This is a genomic window from Massilia sp. KIM, from assembly GCF_002007115.1.
Taxonomy (GTDB): Bacteria; Pseudomonadota; Gammaproteobacteria; order Burkholderiales; family Burkholderiaceae_D; genus Telluria.
This window is the reverse complement of the sequence record NZ_MVAD01000001.1, coordinates 2635245-2652613: the sequence shown is the minus strand read 5'-3', so window position 1 is coordinate 2652613 and position 17369 is coordinate 2635245. Positions and strand designations below refer to the sequence as shown.

Annotated in this window: 18 protein-coding genes; 15 read left to right on the top strand and 3 right to left on the bottom strand. The window is 65.8% G+C overall.

Annotation, left to right across the window (positions count from 1 at the left end):
- Window positions 1-64 precede the first annotated feature (64 nt).
- Window positions 65-1093 carry a tryptophan--tRNA ligase gene (gene trpS, locus B0920_RS11545; protein ID WP_078032634.1) on the top strand — a complete coding sequence of 343 codons (1029 nt, stop codon included), beginning with the start codon at window positions 65-67 and terminating at the stop codon, window positions 1091-1093.
- A gap of 126 nt (window positions 1094-1219) precedes the next feature.
- Window positions 1220-2269, top strand: coding sequence for a serine endopeptidase (locus B0920_RS11540; RefSeq protein WP_078032633.1), 1050 nt, complete (start codon window positions 1220-1222; stop codon window positions 2267-2269).
- Between the two features lie 2 nt (window positions 2270-2271).
- Here the strand turns inward: B0920_RS11540 and B0920_RS11535 are convergent, their stop codons facing one another.
- Window positions 2272-2712 carry a DUF3597 domain-containing protein gene (locus tag B0920_RS11535; protein ID WP_078032632.1) on the bottom strand — a complete coding sequence of 147 codons (441 nt, stop codon included), beginning with the start codon at window positions 2710-2712 and terminating at the stop codon, window positions 2272-2274.
- A gap of 29 nt (window positions 2713-2741) precedes the next feature.
- Window positions 2742-3230 (bottom strand): hypothetical protein, encoded by a 489-nt coding sequence (locus B0920_RS11530; protein ID WP_078032631.1) that lies wholly within the window; start codon window positions 3228-3230, stop codon window positions 2742-2744.
- Between the two features lie 171 nt (window positions 3231-3401).
- On the opposite strand from B0920_RS11530, the gene B0920_RS11525 reads away from it, so the two are divergent.
- The 9 genes from B0920_RS11525 to B0920_RS11485 all read left to right on the top strand — a co-directional run bounded on the left by B0920_RS11525 (window position 3402) and on the right by B0920_RS11485 (window position 14446).
- Window positions 3402-3752 (top strand): DUF1294 domain-containing protein, encoded by a 351-nt coding sequence (locus B0920_RS11525; RefSeq protein WP_078032630.1) that lies wholly within the window; start codon window positions 3402-3404, stop codon window positions 3750-3752.
- Between the two features lie 11 nt (window positions 3753-3763).
- Window positions 3764-4522, top strand: a complete 759-nt coding sequence (gene ugpQ, locus B0920_RS11520) for a glycerophosphodiester phosphodiesterase (protein WP_078032629.1) — start codon at window positions 3764-3766, stop codon at window positions 4520-4522.
- Between the two features lie 93 nt (window positions 4523-4615).
- Window positions 4616-6277, top strand: a complete 1662-nt coding sequence (locus B0920_RS11515; RefSeq protein ID WP_078032628.1) for a flagellinolysin — start codon at window positions 4616-4618, stop codon at window positions 6275-6277.
- 298 nt (window positions 6278-6575) lie between these two features.
- Window positions 6576-9185 carry an alanine--tRNA ligase gene (gene alaS, locus B0920_RS11510; RefSeq protein ID WP_078032627.1) on the top strand — a complete coding sequence of 870 codons (2610 nt, stop codon included), beginning with the start codon at window positions 6576-6578 and terminating at the stop codon, window positions 9183-9185.
- A gap of 385 nt (window positions 9186-9570) precedes the next feature.
- Window positions 9571-9798 carry a sulfurtransferase TusA family protein gene (locus tag B0920_RS11505; protein ID WP_078033388.1) on the top strand — a complete coding sequence of 76 codons (228 nt, stop codon included), beginning with the start codon at window positions 9571-9573 and terminating at the stop codon, window positions 9796-9798.
- Between the two features lie 213 nt (window positions 9799-10011).
- Complete coding sequence (locus B0920_RS11500; protein ID WP_078032626.1) at window positions 10012-10761, top strand: electron transfer flavoprotein subunit beta/FixA family protein; 750 nt, start codon at window positions 10012-10014, stop codon at window positions 10759-10761.
- Window positions 10762-10797: 36 nt separating this feature from the next.
- Window positions 10798-11727, top strand: a complete 930-nt coding sequence (locus B0920_RS11495; protein ID WP_078032625.1) for an electron transfer flavoprotein subunit alpha/FixB family protein — start codon at window positions 10798-10800, stop codon at window positions 11725-11727.
- A 249-nt stretch (window positions 11728-11976) separates the two neighbouring features.
- Window positions 11977-13764: an acyl-CoA dehydrogenase gene (locus tag B0920_RS11490; protein ID WP_078032624.1), complete on the top strand. Its 1788-nt coding sequence runs from the start codon at window positions 11977-11979 to the stop codon at window positions 13762-13764.
- 232 nt (window positions 13765-13996) lie between these two features.
- Complete coding sequence (locus B0920_RS11485) at window positions 13997-14446, top strand: hypothetical protein (RefSeq protein ID WP_143745712.1); 450 nt, start codon at window positions 13997-13999, stop codon at window positions 14444-14446.
- Window positions 14447-14506: 60 nt separating this feature from the next.
- Here B0920_RS11485 and B0920_RS11480 read toward each other — a convergent pair whose 3' ends face one another.
- Entirely contained in the window at window positions 14507-14920 is a 414-nt protein-coding gene (locus B0920_RS11480; protein WP_078032622.1) for a TM2 domain-containing protein, read from the bottom strand.
- A 229-nt stretch (window positions 14921-15149) separates the two neighbouring features.
- On the opposite strand from B0920_RS11480, the gene rpsP reads away from it, so the two are divergent.
- The 4 genes from rpsP (at window position 15150) to rplS (ending at window position 17255) form a co-directional block, all read left to right on the top strand.
- Window positions 15150-15398 (top strand): 30S ribosomal protein S16, encoded by a 249-nt coding sequence (rpsP, locus tag B0920_RS11475; protein WP_078032621.1) that lies wholly within the window; start codon window positions 15150-15152, stop codon window positions 15396-15398.
- 45 nt (window positions 15399-15443) lie between these two features.
- Entirely contained in the window at window positions 15444-15974 is a 531-nt protein-coding gene (rimM, locus tag B0920_RS11470; protein ID WP_179119142.1) for a ribosome maturation factor RimM, read from the top strand.
- A gap of 26 nt (window positions 15975-16000) precedes the next feature.
- Complete coding sequence (gene trmD / locus B0920_RS11465; RefSeq protein ID WP_078032619.1) at window positions 16001-16762, top strand: tRNA (guanosine(37)-N1)-methyltransferase TrmD; 762 nt, start codon at window positions 16001-16003, stop codon at window positions 16760-16762.
- 109 nt (window positions 16763-16871) lie between these two features.
- Window positions 16872-17255, top strand: coding sequence for a 50S ribosomal protein L19 (gene rplS / locus B0920_RS11460; protein ID WP_078032618.1), 384 nt, complete (start codon window positions 16872-16874; stop codon window positions 17253-17255).
- The last annotated feature ends 114 nt before the right edge of the window (window positions 17256-17369 follow it).

Genomic DNA, 17369 nt, shown 5'->3' with positions numbered 1-17369 from the left:
GCCTCGATTCGGGTGGCGTTTTTTCGTTGGCGCTGGACGATCGGGGCAAGAACAGGAAAACTCGATGAACCAGCCAAGCCAGAACCAGACCAACTCCACGCCCATCATCCTGACCGGTGACCGTCCTACCGGTCCGCTGCACCTCGGCCATTTCGTCGGCAGCCTGCGCAACCGGGTCGCCTACCAGGACAGCTATCGCCAGTTCGTCATGCTGGCCGACTCGCAGGCCCTGACCGACAACATGGATGACATCGGAAAGGTACACCGGAACGTGGTCGAGGTGGCGCTCGATTACCTTGCCGTAGGGATCGACCCGGCCAAGACCACCATCCTGATCCAGTCCCAGATTCCGGAACTGACCGAGCTGACCTTCTACTACCTGAACCTGGTGACGGTGGCGCGCCTGGAGCGCAATCCCACCGTCAAGCAGGAGATCGTCCTGCGCGGCTTCGAGCGCGACATCCCGGCCGGCTTCCTGACCTATCCGGCCAGCCAGGCCGCCGACATCACGGCCTTCAAGGCCAGCGTGGTGCCGGTCGGCGAAGACCAGATCCCGATGATCGAGCAGTGCAACGAGATCGTGCGCAAGTTCAACCGCAACGCCGGCCGCGACATCCTGGTCGAGTGCAAGGCCATCGTGCCCGAAGTCGGCCGCCTGCCCGGCATCGACGGCAAGGCCAAGATGAGCAAGTCGCTCGGCAATACCATCAACCTGGGCGCCTCGGCCGACGAGATCCGCGCCGCCGTCAAGCAGGTCTATACCGACCCGCTGCACCTGAAGGTCTCCGACCCCGGCCACCTGGAGGGCAACGTGGCCTTCATCTACCTCGACGCCTTCGACCCGGACAAGGAAGGCCTGGCCGAGATGAAGGCCCATTACACCCGCGGCGGGCTGGGCGACAGCGTGGTCAAGAAGCGCCTGGAAGGCATCTTGCAGGAGCTGCTGGCCCCGATCCGCGCGCGCCGCGAGGAGTTCGCCAAGGACCGCGGCCAGGTGCTGCAGATCCTGAAGGAAGGCACGGCGCGTGCACGCGAGATCGCCGCCGTGACCACCGACGAAGTCAAGAAGGCGCTCGGCCTGTCCTACTTCTGAGCGGGGGCAGGGTAGCGCCCGGCGATACCCAAGGTAGCGCCGGCGCTGTCTTTTGCGCCAGCCGCTGGCCCGGGGTCGTTTCCCATGGCAAAGTAGGGCCTTCAATTTGATTGGAGGACCCTGCTCATGAACAAAGGCTTGCGCCTGACCGAAAAATGGCTGCAGCGCGCGCTGTGGCTGGTGGCGATCGTCTTCGCCGGCTTCCTGATCGGCCTGGGCAGCCTGGTCGTGCAGAACCTCTGGGATGTCGAGGAGCCGCTCACGGTCGAGCAGTTCATGGATCCGGCTCAGCTCAAGGCCGCCAAGGCCGAGCTGGAGGGGGCCACGGCCAGGCAGGAGAGCGCGCGCGAACGGCTCGAGCAGGCCACCCAGAAGCACGGCGTGGCCCAGTCGAACACCCGCTCGGCGCGCGCCACCTTCGACAACTGGCTTGCCACCCGCAGCGCCACCGCGCGTCCCGAGCAGGACCCCGAACTCATCGCCCGCACCCGCGCACTCGACGAACTCGAAGCCGCCGAGCGCAAGGCCCTGGGCGCGGTCGAGGCCGAGCAGCAGGCCATGCTGGACGCCACCCAGGCCGCCGGGCGCGCCCACGACCGCCTGTTCCGCCTCGAGGGACCGGCCCAGAAGGCCTATGCCGAGGCCGAGCGCGCCAAGGAATTGCGGGTCTTCCTGTACCGCCTGGCGGTGACCCTGCCGCTGCTGCTGGTCGCGGGCTGGCTGTTCAAGCACAAGCGCAAGAGCCCGGACTGGCCCTTCGCCTGGGGCTTCATCCTGTTCGCCCTGTTCACCTTCTTCTTCGAGCTGGTGCCCTACCTGCCCAGCTATGGCGGCTACGTGCGCTACCTGGTCGGCATCCTGCTCACCTTCGTGGTCGGCCGCTACGCCATCAAGTGGCTGCAGGCCTACCTGGCGCGCCAGAAGGCGGCCGAGGCCCTGCCTGACCAGGAGCGGCGCCAGACCATGCGCTACGACCTGGCCCAGGCCCGGCTGGGCAAGAGCGTCTGCCCCGGCTGCGAGCGGCCGGTGGACCTGAAGGACGGCAGCCTGGACTTCTGCCCGCACTGCGGCATCGGCCTGTTCGACCGTTGCGGCACCTGCAACACGCGCAAGAGCGCCTTCGCCCGCTTCTGCTTTTCCTGCGGGACGCCGGCCAACACCACGCTGGCGGACTGACATCAGTCGCGCAGGTCGGCCGGCACCTTTCCGCCATTGGCCGCCAGCTTGTTCATGACCTGGCGATGCAGCCAGATGTTCATGGTGGCCGAGTCGCCGGTGTCGCCGGTGTAGTGCAGTTCGGCGGCCAGTTCCTTGCGCGCCGCCAGGCTGCTGTCCAGGCCGAGCAGCTTGAGCAGGTCGACGATCGAGGTGCGCCAGTTGAGCTGCTGGCCCGACTGCTTCTGCATGTCGTTGAGGATCTGCTCCACGTCGACCTGCTGCATCGGCGCGGCGGCTGCGGGGGCGGCTTGGGCTTGCGGCTGGGCCTGAGGCTGCGCCTGGGGCTGGGCCGGGGCGGCCTGGGGCTTGGGCGCCTGGGCCGGGGCCTGGGCTTGCGCCGGCGCCGGTTTCGGGGCGGAGCCCGGGAAGATCTTGTGGAAGATATTGCTCAGAATACCCATGATGTCCTCGCTGTGTTGTTGGTGACTACTTACTGGCGACGCATGCCCTGCGCCATGTGGCCGAGCGCGATCGCCAGCGCGGCGCCGCCGATGGCCTTGACCAGGGTCGGGTTCTCGGCGTAGAAGTCGCCCATGCGGTCGATGATGCTGGGATTCTGCTGCTCGGCCTTCTCGGCCAGTTCGCGCACCTGTTCCGGCGTCACCTGCGCAGCCTGCTCGGGCGTCACCTGGGTGGGCGCGGCGCCGCCGAAGATCTTGCCGAGGCCGCCGTTGCCGAGCTGGGCCAGCACGGCCGGGCCGAGGGTGGTCAGCAGCTGGTTCAGCATGCCGGCGCGCTGGTTCGGGTTGCTTTGGCCGAAGAGCTGGCTCACCATCTGGGGGAAGGGCGGGGTCTGGTCGGAGCGCAGCGCGCCGGCCACGCCCTGGGCCAGGGTTTCGCGCGGCGCATTCTGGGCCACGCGCTCGAAATCGTCGGCCGCGCTCTGGGGATTCTGGGCGCCGCCGAGGTACTGGTTCAACAGGTTTCCTAGATCAAAAGCCATGAGGTTTCTCCTGCCTGTTCCAAGGGTGAAGGTCGAGGGTAGGTGTTTTGACATGCTTTTCTCTGTTCGTTATCGAACGGTGAAGCCGGAAAACGCTGTCTTTTTTGCCATATGGACATTCCCAAGATGGGACCGTAAGCTGTGGCCATGCCTTATCTGCCCCTGATCCTGTTCTCCGGCCTCTACCTGTACGCCACCCTGGCCTGGGACTTGCCGCTGCTGGTCGGCGCCGCCTATCTGGTCACCAGCCTGACCTGTTTCGTGTTCTACGCCCTCGACAAGTCGGCGGCCCGGGCCAAGACCTGGCGCACCCCGGAAACCACCTTGTTGCTGCTGGGCCTGGTCGGAGGCTGGCCGGGCGGACTGTTGGCCCAACAATGGCTGCGCCACAAAAGCGCCAAGCAATCCTTTCGCTGGAAGTTCCACCTGACGGTGGCCCTGAACATCACCCTGTTCGCCTGGCTGGCGCAGCGCCACGGCCTGGGGCATAGCGCATGAAGGAGTCGTCCATGTGGCCTTATCCGCGCATCCTGGCGCACCGCGGCGGCGGCACGCTGGCGCCCGAGAACACCTATGCCGGCCTGCGGCGCGGCATGGAAGCGGGCTTCCGGGCCATCGAATTCGATGTGATGCTGGCGCGCGACGGGGTGCCGGTGGTGATGCACGACCCGGTGCTGGGGCGCACGGTCAAGGGCAGCGGCCAGGTGTCCGACTACGATGCGGACGAGCTGGCGGCGATGGATGCCGGCAGCTGGTTCGCGGCCGCCCACCGTGACGAAACGGTGCCGCTGTTCGTCGAGTTCGCGGGCATGTGCAAGGCGCAGGGCGTATGGATGAACGTCGAGATCAAGCCTGCGCCCGGTTTCGAGCGCGCCACCGGCGCGACCGTGGCGCGCACCGTGGCCGCCATGTTCGCCGCGGAGCTGGCCGGGGACCTGGAGGCGCGCCGGCGCGCGCCGCTGCTGTCCTCCTTCAGCCAGGAGGCGCTGGAGGCGGCGATGGAGGCGGCGCCTGGCGTGGCGCGCGCCTGCCTGTTCGAGCGCCTGGCCCCGGACTGGGAACGGCGCGCCTGCGCGGTCGAGGCGGTGGCGGTGCACACCAGCCACCGCCACCTGACGCTCGAGCTGGCGCGGGCGGTCAAGGCCGCCGGCTTCGGCCTGTTCTGCTACACCGTCAACGACCCGGCGCGCGCCCGCGAACTGCTGGACTGGGGCGTGGACGCCTTCTGCACCGACCGGATCGACCTGATCGGCCCCGATTTCAGGTAAGCGGCGGCGCCCGACAAAAAGTTTCCAAATTGGCTCAAGTATTTTTCCGGCTTGTCGATAAAGACAGATAACCGTCTGTCAACCCGGCAAGCAATGTCACTGTCGATTCTCAACAATACGCTGGCGAGCTTCGCCCAGCGCAATCTGCAGACCCACGAGGAATCGCGGGCCAGGCTGCTGGGCGCGCTGGCCACCGGCATGCGCATCGGCGGCGCGGCGGACGATGCGGCAGGGTTGGCGATTTCCACGCGCATGACGGCGGGCCTGAACGGCGCCAGCCAGGCGCTGCGCAACATCAGCGACGCCGGCTCCATGCTGCAGGTCGCGGACGGCGCGATGGCGAGCATCGGCGACACCCTGCAGCGCCTGCGCTCGCTGGCGGTGGCGGCCGGCAACGGCAGCTATTCGGAAGGCGACCGCGCCGCCCTGCAGGAAGAGACCCGTGAACTGCTCGGCAACATCACCCAGATCGGCCAGCAGACCAGTTTCAACGGCCAGGCCGTGTTCTCGCAGGAGGCGGGCAGCATCGGCGGCGACGAGCGCAAGCGCAAGGTGCTGGACGGCCTCAAGACAGGCTGGCTGGCGGCGGCCGAGGACATGGTCAAGAAGTATTACGGCCTGGAGGCCGACGGCGCCACCATGACCGTCAACCTCGAGGGCACCGACGGCGCCTTCAACAACCTGGCCTCGGTCTCGGGCGTCTATTCCGGCGGCAAGTTCACCAACATCCACCTGAACATCGACATGGCGGACTTCGGCACCGGCGCCACCCAGGACGGCGGCAGCGCGCCGCTGTACAGCGACCGCATCATCGCCCACGAGATGGCGCACGCCATCATGTCGCGCACCATGAACTTCCAGAGCCTGCCGCAATGGTTCATCGAAGGCACGGCCGAGCTGATCCAGGGCGCCGACGAGCGCCTGGCCGGGGCCGTGGGCGGCGGCGCGGCGGCGCTGGTGGCGGCCACCGCGGGAGGCACCTTCAGCTACGAAGGCTCCTACGCGGCCGCACGCTACCTGCACTCTCGCCTGAAGGAGATGGGCGTGGACGGCGGGATCAAGGGCGTGATGCAGTTCCTGAACCAGAACCAGTCGGCCAACCTGAACCAGGCCCTGAACACGGTCAGCAACGGCGTGTGGGCCGACGCCGGCGCCTTCATGACCGAGTTCGGGACGAACGGCGCCAACTTCATCACCACCAAGATGAACCTGACCAACGCCGACACCGGCGCGATCGGCGGCCTGGACGCCGACGGCGGGCCGGCGCGCAATGCGCGCGCGGTGGTGGCGGACGACGGGACCAACAACGCCGAGGACGGACTGGCGGGCTTCCAGGTCATCTATCCGGAGCAGGGCGGCAGCACGGCCATGCGGCGGGTGCAGATCCAGGTGGGCGAGCGCGCCGGGGACACGATCGACCTGCATTTCGCCGGCATGAGCGCGGCGGCGCTGGGGCTGGCCGACCTGAACATGCAGGATCCGGCGGTGGCCCTGCTGCACATCGACGAGGCGCTCGCCTTCGTCAACCAGCAGCGGGTGGCGGTGGGGGCCTACAGCAACCGGATCGACATGATGGCCAACGGCCTGCAGCGCGATTCGGTGAACCTGGCCGCGGCCCAGGACCGGATCGCCAACACCGACTACGCCAGCGTGACGGCCGGCCTGACCCGGGCGCAGATCCTACAGCAGGCGGCGTCGGCGATGCTGGCGCAGGCGAACAGCCAGCCGCGGGCGGTGTTGTCCTTGTTGCGCTGAGGGCGCGCTCTTCACGCGCTGCGGCACTGGGTGGGGTTGGCGCTGCTCATGCAAACTTGGGTTCCGGCCTGCGCCGGAACGACGTGCTCTGGCCGCGGACTACGAAGGCGGCGCCACAGCATGAATAGCTGACAACAACAACCCGTCGTTCCGGCGCAGGCCGGAACCCAAGTTCCCTACCGTAGTCGCCCCCGCAAGCATCCCCCCAACGCATTCTCCACCAGACTGCTATTCCAACAAGCAGCTACGCTATAATCGTTCCTTTATACAGAACGCTGCCCCTTTCCGCCCCTACGACATGAAATCCTCCGAAATCCGCGCAAAGTTTCTCAAGTTCTTTGAGTCCAAAGGCCACACCATCGTCCGCTCCAGCCCGCTGGTGCCGGGCAACGACCCGACCATGCTGTTGACCAACAGCGGGATGGTGCAGTTCAAGGATGTCTTCCTGGGCCTGGATACCCGTCCGTACAAGCGCGCCACCACCGTGCAGCGCTGCGTGCGCGCGGGCGGCAAGCACAACGACCTGGAAAACGTCGGCTACACCGCGCGTCACCACACCTTCTTCGAGATGCTGGGTAACTTCAGCTTCGGCGACTACTTCAAGCGCGACGCCATCCAGTTCGCCTGGGAGCTGTTGACCACCGTGTACATGCTGCCGGCCGAGAAGCTGACCGTCACCGTCTACTTCGAGGACGACGAGGCCTACGACATCTGGGCCAACGAGATCGGCGTGCCGAAGGAGCGCATCATCCGCATCGGCGACAACAAGGGCGCGCGCTACGCCTCGGACAACTTCTGGCAGATGGCCGACACCGGCCCCTGCGGCCCCTGCACCGAGATCTTCTACGACCACGGTCCCGAGATCTGGGGCGGTCCTCCGGGCTCGCCCGAGGAAGACGGCGACCGCTTCATCGAGATCTGGAACCTGGTGTTCATGCAGTTCAACCGCGATGAAGCCGGCGTCCTGACCCCGCTGCCCAAGCCCTCGATCGACACCGGCATGGGCATGGAGCGCCTGGCCGCCGTGCTGCAGCACGTGCACAGCAACTACGAGATCGACCTGTTCCAGAACCTGATCAAGGCCGCCGCGCGCGAGACCGGCGCCGCCGACCTGTCGAACAATTCGCTGAAGGTGATCGCGGACCACATCCGCGCCGCCTCCTTCCTGATCGTCGACGGCATCATCCCGAGCAGCGAAGGCCACGGCTACGTCCTGCGCCGCATCATCCGCCGCGCCCTGCGCCACGGCCACAAGCTGGGCCAGACCAAGCCCTTCTTCCACAAGCTGGTGGCCGACCTCGACCTCGAGATGGGCGAAGCCTATCCGGAGCTGCGCGAGGCCAAGGAGCGCGTGATGCAGGTGCTCAAGGCCGAGGAAGAGCGCTTCGGCGAGACCCTCGAAAACGGCATGAAGATCCTGGAAGCCCAGCTGGCCAAGGACCCGAAGAACCTGGACGGCGCCACCGCCTTCACCCTGTACGACACCTACGGATTCCCGCTCGACCTCACCGCCGACATCTGCCGCGAGCGCGGCGTGACCCTGGACGAAGCGGGCTTCACCGCCGCCATGGAACAGCAGAAGCAGACCGCGCGCGCGGCCGGCAAGTTCAAGATGGCCGCCAACGTCGAGTACGCGGGCGAGAAGACCAAGTTCGTCGGCTACGAGTCGCTGACCCACAACACCCACGTGCTGGCCCTGTACGCCGACGGCGTCTCGGTCCAGGAACTGCGGGCCGGCCAGCCGGGCATCGTGGTGCTGGACACCACCCCGTTCTACGCCGAGTCGGGCGGCCAGGTGGGCGACCAGGGCGAGATCCGCGCCCCCGGCGGCCTGTTCGAGGTGCAGGACACCCTCAAGATCCAGGCCGACGTGTTCGGCCACCACGGCGTGCTGCGCCAGGGCGCGCTCAAGGTGGGCGACACCGTGGACGCCCAGGTCGACACCGTCAAGCGTGCGCGCACCATCCGCAACCACTCGGCGACCCACCTGATGCACAAGGCCCTGCGCGAAGTGCTGGGCAGCCACGTGCAGCAGAAAGGCTCGCTGGTGGATCCGGACAAGACCCGCTTCGACTTCAGCCACCCGGCGCCCCTCACCGCCGAGGAAATCGCGAAGGTCGAGGCCATCGTCAACCGCGAGATCCTCGAGAACCACGCCACCCAGGCCCAGCACATGAGCTTCGACGACGCCGTCAAGCACGGCGCGATGGCCCTGTTCGGCGAGAAGTACGGCGACACCGTGCGCGTGCTGGACATCGGCTCGTCGAAGGAACTGTGCGGCGGCGTGCACGTCACCCGCACCGGCGACATCGGCCTGTTCAAGATCGTCTCGGAAGGCGGCGTGGCGGCCGGCATCCGCCGCGTCGAGGCGGTGACGGGCGAGGGCGCGCTGGCGCTGGTGCAGGCCATCACCCGCAAGCTGAACGAAGCCGCGGGCGCACTCAAGACCAGCCCGGAGGAACTGCCGAGCCGCATCGGCCAGGTCCAGGACCAGGTCAAGGCGCTGGAGAAGGAAGTGGCCGCGCTCAAGTCGAAGCTGGCCGCGGGCCAGGGCGACGAGCTGGCCGGCAAGGCCATCGACGTGAACGGCATCAAGGTGCTGGCCGCGACCATGGACGGCGCCGACGTGGCCAGCCTGCGCGAGACCATGGACAAGCTGAAGGACAAGCTCAAGACCGCGGCCATCGTGCTGGCCAGCGTGGCGGACGGCAAGGTCAGCCTGATCGCGGGCGTGACCAAGGACGCGACCGGCAAGGTCAAGGCCGGCGAGCTGGTGAACTTCGTCGCCCAGCAGGTGGGCGGCAAGGGCGGCGGCCGTCCGGACATGGCGCAGGCGGGCGGCACCGATCCGTCGGCCCTGCCGCAGGCACTGGCTGGCGTGGCCGGCTGGGTGGGCGAGCGCGCCTGACCGGCTCGCGCAGCGCATGAACACGCCGCCTCCGGGCGGCGTTTTTATTTTGGGAGAGCGGAAGGCGCAGGGCCGCACCGCATGCGTAGTCAATGCGTCCATTGACGTCCCGCCTACGTATTCTTAGGCTTTGCCAGGAGTCTTGCAGCGGGCCAGAATGCACCATATTTACAGGGTGAAATGCACCATCGCTGTGCAAAAGTAGTAACAAGCGTGTCGGATGCGGACGCAAATGCACTGTGGCATTTCACATTCGGTTGCACTCTTGCAACAATGTGTGACTATTTTGGTGCGCTGCGTCATACTGCGCGAATTGGAGTAGTATGCGAACCAGACGCACGTTTAACTGAGCAGGTATGCGATGAGCGACATCACTTTCGACACCATGGAATTCCAGAGAGACCTGGATGCGCGCGGGCTGAACTGTCCCCTGCCCATCCTCAAAGCGAAGAAGGCGCTTGCCGAGATGGAAAGCGGCGAGGTGCTGCGCATCGTCGCGACCGATACCGGTTCCGTGCGCGATTTCCAGGCCTTCGCCAAACAGACCGGCAACGCGCTGCTGCACCACAGCGTGGAGAACGGTGAATTCACCTTTCTGATGCGCCGCAAATAAGTTGCGCGCTTTCCCGCGCAATGTCATGTGACGGGGCAGGGCAGCCGCCCGGGGCCCCGTCGAATCTCCCTTTTTGATGTCCAGCTTGTTTTAGTCGAAAACCTCTAACAAAAAAACGCACGATCGTGCTTTAATTTCGACCGTAGCCTGAATTTCTCTTATAATCTAGGCCATTTTAGTCTGTCACCCATTCCCATTTTCTAAAGGCACCCTATGAAAGTCCTGGTACCCGTCAAACGCGTGGTCGACTACAACGTCAAGGTCCGCGTCAAATCCGACGGCAGCGGCGTGGATATCGCCAACGTCAAAATGTCGATGAACCCGTTCGACGAGATCGCGATGGAAGAAGCCACGCGCCTGAAGGAAGCCGGCAAGGTCACCGAGGTGGTGGCGGTGTCGGTCGGCGTGGCCCAGTGCCAGGAAACCCTGCGTACCGGCATGGCCATCGGCGCCGACCGCGGCATCCTGGTCGAGACCAATGTCGAGACCGAGCCGCTGGCCGTGGCCAAGATCATGAAGGCGCTGGCGGACAAGGAACAGCCGCAGCTGATCATCCTGGGCAAGCAGGCGATCGACGACGACTCCAACCAGACCGGCCAGATGCTGGCTGCCCTGCTGGGCTGGCCGCAGGCGACCTTCGCCTCGAAGGTGGTGCTGGAAGACGGCAAGGTCACCGTGACCCGCGAAGTGGACGGCGGCCTGGAAACCGTGGCCCTGAGCCTGCCGGCCATCGTCACCACCGACCTGCGCCTGAACGAGCCGCGCTACGTGACCCTGCCGAACATCATGAAGGCGAAGAAGAAACCGCTCGAGACCATCAAGCCGGAAGACCTGGGCGTCGACGTGAGCCCGCGCCTGAAGACCCTGAAAGTGACCGAGCCGGCCAAGCGCTCGGCCGGCGTCAAGGTGCCGGACGTGGCGACGCTGGTGCAAAAGCTGCGTACCGAAGCCAAAGTCATCTGATCGCGGCCCGCGCCGAACTCACACATAGGAATCATCATGGTCGCACTCGTTATTGCTGAACACGACAACGGCTCCCTGAAGGGCGCCACCCACCACACCGTGACCGCGGCCGCCCAGTGCGGCGGCGAAGTCCACATCCTGGTCGCCGGCTCGAACTGCGGCGCCGCCGCCGAAGCCGCCGCCCAGATCGCGGGCGTCGCCAAGGTGCTGGTCGCCGACGCGCCGCACTTCGCCGACGGCCTGGCCGAGAACGTCGCCGAGCAGGCCCTGGCCATCGCCGGCAACTACTCGCACATCCTGGCTCCGGCCACCGCCTTCGGCAAGAACATCCTGCCGCGCGTGGCCGCCAAGCTGGACGTGGCCCAGATCTCGGAAATCACCAAGGTCGACGCGCCCGACACCTTCGAGCGCCCGATCTACGCCGGCAATGCCATCGCCACCGTGCAGTCGAGCGACAAGATTAAGGTCATCACCGTGCGCGGCACCGCCTTCGACTCGGCCGCCACGGGCGGCTCGGCAGCCGTCGAGCAGCTGGCGCCGGTGGCCGATTCGGGCAAGTCCTCCTTCGTGGGCCGCGAACTGGCCAAGTCGGACCGTCCGGAACTGACCGCCGCCAAGATCATCGTCTCGGGCGGCCGCGGCATCGGCTCGGCCGAGAACTTCAAGATCCTCGAGCCGCTGGCCGACAAGCTGGGCGCCGCCATGGGCGCTTCGCGCGCCGCGGTGGACGCGGGCTTCGTGCCGAACGACTGGCAGGTCGGCCAGACCGGCAAGATCGTCGCCCCGACCCTGTACATCGCGGTCGGCATCTCGGGCGCGATCCAGCACCTGGCCGGCATGAAGGACTCCAAGACCATCGTCGCCATCAACAAAGACCCGGAAGCCCCGATCTTCTCGGTGGCCGACTACGGCCTGGTGGGCGACCTGTTCGAAGTCGTCCCGGCACTGGTCAAGGAACTGGGCTGATACCCGGAGCGGGAGGGGCGAAATGCAATGCCTCCCGCACCAGCAGCACAAGCACGTCGTTCCGGCGCAGGCCGGAACCCAAGTTGGATGCGGTCCGATAGCGCCTGACGCCGCTGGCGGCGCCCGCACACCTGGGTTCCGGCCTGCGCCGGAACGGCGTTCTCGCTTATGGCGGACGTTAGCGGTATCGCCGCGCGCCGTCGGGCAAGCAGTGCTTTATACATTCAAGCTTTACATCAGGAGACCAAGGTGAGCTATCAAGCCCCGCTGAAAGACATGGAGTTCGTGCTCAACGAACTGGCCAACCTGGCCGAGATCAACCAGCTGCCCGGCTGCGAGGACGCGACCCCCGACACCGTGAGCGCCGTGCTCGAGGAAAGCGCCAAGTTCTGCGGCGAAGTCGTGGCCCCGCTGAACCATGCCGGCGACAAGGAGCCCAGCTTCTGGAAGGACGGCAGCGTCACCACCTCGAAGGGCTTCCGCGAGGCCTTCCGCGCCTTCGCCGACGCCGGCTGGCAGGGCGTGCAGCACCCGGCCGAATTCGGCGGCCAGGGCCTGCCCAAGCTGGTGGCCACTCCGTGCATGGAGATGCTGCACGGCGCCAACCTGTCCTTCGCGCTGGCGCCGCTCCTGACCGACGGCGCCATCGAGGCCCTGCTCACCGCCGGGTCAAGCGCCCAGAAGGCGCTGTTCCTCGAGCCCCTCATCAGCGGCAAGTGGACCGGCACCATGAACCTGACCGAACCCCAGGCCGGCTCCGACCTGGCTGCCGTGCGCACCCGCGCCGAGCCCCAGGGCGACGGCACTTTCAAGATCTTCGGCACCAAGATCTTCATCACCTACGGTGAGCACGACATGGCGGAGAACATCATCCACCTGGTGCTGGCGCGCACCCCGGATGCGCCCGCCGGCGTGAAGGGCATCTCGCTGTTCATCGTGCCCAAGTTCCTGGTCAAGGAAGACGGCTCGCTGGGCGAGCGCAACGACGTGCACTGCGTCTCGATCGAACACAAGCTGGGCATCAAGGCCAGCCCCACCGCGGTGCTGCAGTTCGGCGACCACGGCGGCGCCATCGGCACCCTGGTGGGCGAGGAGAACCGCGGCCTGGAATATATGTTCATCATGATGAACGCGGCCCGCTTCGGCGTCGGCATGCAGGGCGTCGGCCTGGCCGAGCGCGCCTACCAGCAGGCCGTGGCCTTCGCCAAGGACCGCATCCAGTCGCGCGAAGTGGCCGGCTCGCCCGGTCCGGTGGCCATCATCAACCACCCGGACGTGCGCCGCATGCTGATGTCGATGCGCGCCCAGACCGAGGCCGCGCGCGCGCTGGCCTATGTGGGCGCGGGCCTGTCGGACCTGGCCCACCATCATCCCGACGAAGCGACCCGCAAGGCCAACCTGGCCGTGTATGAATACCTGGTCCCGGTGATCAAGGGCTGGTCGACCGAGATGAGCGAGAACGTGGCGCGCGACGGCGTGCAGGTGCACGGCGGCATGGGCTTCATCGAGGAGACCGGCGCGGCCCAGCACTACCGCGACGCCAAGATCCTGACCATCTACGAAGGCACGACGGCGATCCAGGCCAACGACCTGGTGGGCCGCAAGACCGTGCGCGACGGCGGCGCCGTGGCCAAGGGCTTGAGCGCCCAGGTGCGCGCGACGGCGGCCCAGCTGGCCGAGGTGCAGGGCGACCTGGCGGCGATCGGTCGCCGCTTGAGCGCTGGCGCGGATGCGCTGGACCAGGTGGTGGACTATGTGGTCGCCAACGCCAAGTCGGACGTGCGCGCGGTGTTCGCGGGCAGCGTGCTCTACCTGAAGCTGGCCGGCATCGTGCTGGGCGGCTGGCAACTGGGCCGCGCCGCGCTGGTGGCCCAGCAGAAGCTGCAGGCCGGGGAGGGCGACGCCGCCTTCTTCAAGGCCAAGATCGCGACCGCCCGTTTCTTTGGCGACCATGTGCTGAGCCAGGCCGGCAGCCTGCGCGACGCGATCGTCGAAGGCGCGCCGGGTGTGCTGGCGCTGGAGGTGGATCAATTCTAAACGGCTGAACCCGCACGGCGTCCCCGGCCCCGGCATTCGCCGGCGCCGGGGATTTTTTTTTTGCACGATATTTCTCGTTTACACGATTTTTTGGAAGGAAATTTGCATAAAACCATGTGCTGCGATATTTAGTTTGTCGCAAAGCTCGCTCATCCAGATGGAACTAACTTGTTCGTAAGCCGTGCATGAGCCGCGCGGCCTCCAATTCCAGCGGCTCGACGAGGAGAACATCATGGGTATCGAGAACTACGACGACAATGGCCACGATCATCACGACTGCGGCCACGACCACGACCATGGCGACCACGGTCACGACGACGACAAGGAGCGCGACTACTGCAAGTGCAAGAAGGAGCGCGCCGAGTACAAGAAGGAGCGGGACGAGTACCGCAAGGAGCGCGACGATTACAGGAAGGAGCGCGAGGAGTGGAAGAAGGCCGCCTGGAAGTACAAGAAGGAATTGTACGAGTACAAAGCCTTCGTCAAGGAAGCCCTGGAGCGTCTTGGCGTCGCGGCGCGCAAGCTCGATCAATTGCAGGATGACCTGGTCGAGGCCGCCAAGAAGCTGGGCAAGCACCACGGCGACGACCACGGCAAGGACCATGACAAGGGTCACGACAGGGACCACGACAAGGACCACGACAAGGGTCACGACAAGGAGTACGACGAGGCGCATTACTAGCGGTCCGGCCGGCGTCCGGTCCGGCGCCGGCCTCACGCAGGGGCGGGGCCCCGTTCGGGTTCAGCCGTAGGCCCCGCCCGTGTACAGCAGGTCGAACAGGCGCGCGATGGTCCCGATCAGCAGTATTGCCCCCATCGCCGCCGCCAGCACCAGCAGCAGGGGCAGCACCCAGTTCGAGCGCGAAGCGCGCCCGCTGCCCTGGTTGTGCGCCCCATCCCATTTCTCGTCCGGCGTCAGACCCAGCACCAGGGCTTCGATGTAGGCGGCGATATACGACACCAGCAAGGGCATCAGGACATAGAAGGGGTGGGGCTTCACCGCCCCGTACAGCAGCCCGGTCAGGGGCAGGGCACACAGGTGCAGCAAGCCCAGCCGGTCGGTCCCTCCCTTCAGGTAGAAGCGGTGCAGGCCGAAGCCGCCCGCCACCAGGGCCAGCAATACGGTCAGGGTCTTGTTCTTGTGCGCGACAGCCATGGGAAAAGTTGCCAAATGTTCAGGAAGCCAAGAGTATGGTCCAAATTGGCGGGAATGGCACGTTTTTACCGGGAAACAACCCCGCCGGTGGCGGCAGGGCGAAAAATCGGCGATAATGTTTGATTCGGCCGGGACTGCGCGCCGGGTTGTTGTTAACACTTGCTGGGGGAAGCCGTCGCGCGCTATAATCGTCGACTTTCTCCGTCCAGCTCACTTTTTCGGAATTATTATGGTCGTTATTCGTTTGGCTCGTGGTGGCGCTAAAAAGCGCCCGTTCTACAACATCGTTGCAACCGACTCGCGCAACCGTCGCGATGGTCGTTTCATCGAGCGCATCGGTTTCTACAACCCGATGGCTTCGGGCGCCGAAGTCGGCCTGCGCGTCGCTGCTGACCGTCTGGCTCACTGGCAAGGCGTTGGCGCACAACTGTCGCCGGCAGTCGCTCGCCTGGTCGCTACCCAGAAAGCAGCTGCTTAATTCAAGCAGGGTTGTAGAGGTTTGACCGATTCGGCAGCATCCGGGATGGACATCCCTGACGACCTGATCCAGGTTGGCTATGTGTCCGGCGCGTACGGACTCGCGGGTGGCATTCGCATCACCCCGCATTCCGACGACGCCGATGCGCTGTTGAACGTCAAGACCTGGTGGCTCGATAAACCGGGCCTGCGCGCGGTCGCCGTGCGCAACGCGAAGTATCACAGTGGCGACGTGGTCGCCACCCTGGTCGGCCTGCGCGACCGCGACGAAGCCGAGGCGCTCAAGGGCGCCACGGTGCAGGTGTCGCGCAAGGACTTCCCCGCGCTCGACGAGGACGAGTATTACTGGACCGACCTGATCGGCATGGATGTCGTGAACCTGCAGGGCGAAGCCCTGGGCAAGGTGAGCGATATGATGCATAACGGCGCGCAATCGATCCTGCGCATCACGCCGGCCGACGCCGGCAAGACGCAAGACAAGCCAACCGAACGCCTCGTGCCTTTCGTGGACCAGTACGTCATGACCGTCGACCTCGAGGGCAAGCTGATTACCCTGGATTGGGGTCTGGATTATTAACCCCTTCCAACCGGAGCGAGATCCCGATGCAGTTTGACGTCGTGAGCTTGTTCCCAGAGATGTTCGCCGCATTGACGCAGTCGGGGGTGACCCGCCGCGCCATCGAGCAGCAGCGCTGGGCCCTGACGATCTGGAATCCGCGCGATTTCACGCAGGACCGCCACCGCACCGTGGATGACCGCCCCTATGGCGGCGGCCCCGGAATGGTGATGCTGGCCAAGCCGCTCGAAGCCGCGATCAATGCGGCCAAGCAAAGGCAGCTCGACCTGGGCCTGCCGGCGCCGCGCGTGGTGTTCATGTCGCCGCAAGGCAAGCCCTTGAGCCATGAACGCGTGATGGCGCTGAAGGACGAGCCCGGTCTGGTGATCCTGTGCGGCCGCTACGAAGCGGTGGACCAGCGCCTGCTGGACCGCTGCGTTGACGAGGAAATTTCTCTCGGCGACTTCGTGCTGTCGGGCGGGGAACTGCCGGCCATGGCTCTGATGGATGCCGTGGTGCGGCAATTGCCGGGCGTGCTGGGCGACGATGCCTCGGCGGTCGAGGACAGCTTCGTCAACGGCCTGCTGGATTCGCCGCACTACACCCGGCCGGAAGTCTACGAAGGCGCGCCGGTGCCGCCCGTGCTGATGGGCGGCAACCACGCCGAGATCATGAAGTGGCGCCGCCAGCGCATGCTGGAGGCGACCGCGAGGAAACGGCCCGAGTTGATCGAGCAGGCGCGCGGCGCCGGCCGGCTGACCAAGGCCGACGAGCAGTTTCTGGCGAGCCTGGACCAGGCCGCCGAGTAAGAATGTACCTTGTGTGCATGTAACGACGGGCATGTTGCCCGTATGTTCAACCCCATCCTCTACTGGGCAATCGTACAGCGCCAGCACGATGGTTTTTGGAGTGTAAAACATGGATCTGATCCAGCAACTCGAGCAAGAAGAAATTGCGCGCCTCGGCCGCAATATCCCTGATTTCGCACCGGGCGACACCGTTGTCGTCAGCGTCAACGTCGTCGAAGGCAACCGCAAGCGCGCCCAGGCTTACGAAGGCGTGGTCATCTCGCGTCGTAACCGTGGCCTGAACTCGAACTTCATCGTTCGCAAGATCTCGTCGGGCGAAGGCGTGGAGCGTACGTTCCAGCTGTACTCGCCGCTGATCGCTTCGATCGAAGTGAAGCGCCGCGGTGACGTGCGTCGTGCGAAGCTGTACTACCTGCGTGAGCGTTCGGGCAAATCGGCACGTATCAAAGAAAAGCTGCCGAACCGCCGCGCCGCAACCACTGCCGCCGAGTAATAGCGACTGTGTTCTGAAAAAGGCATCCGCGAGGATGCCTTTTTCTTTTTCGGCCTCCGATGTGAAATCGATAACGGACGCCGCCGTCCCCGCGACGGATGCTGGACATAAAGG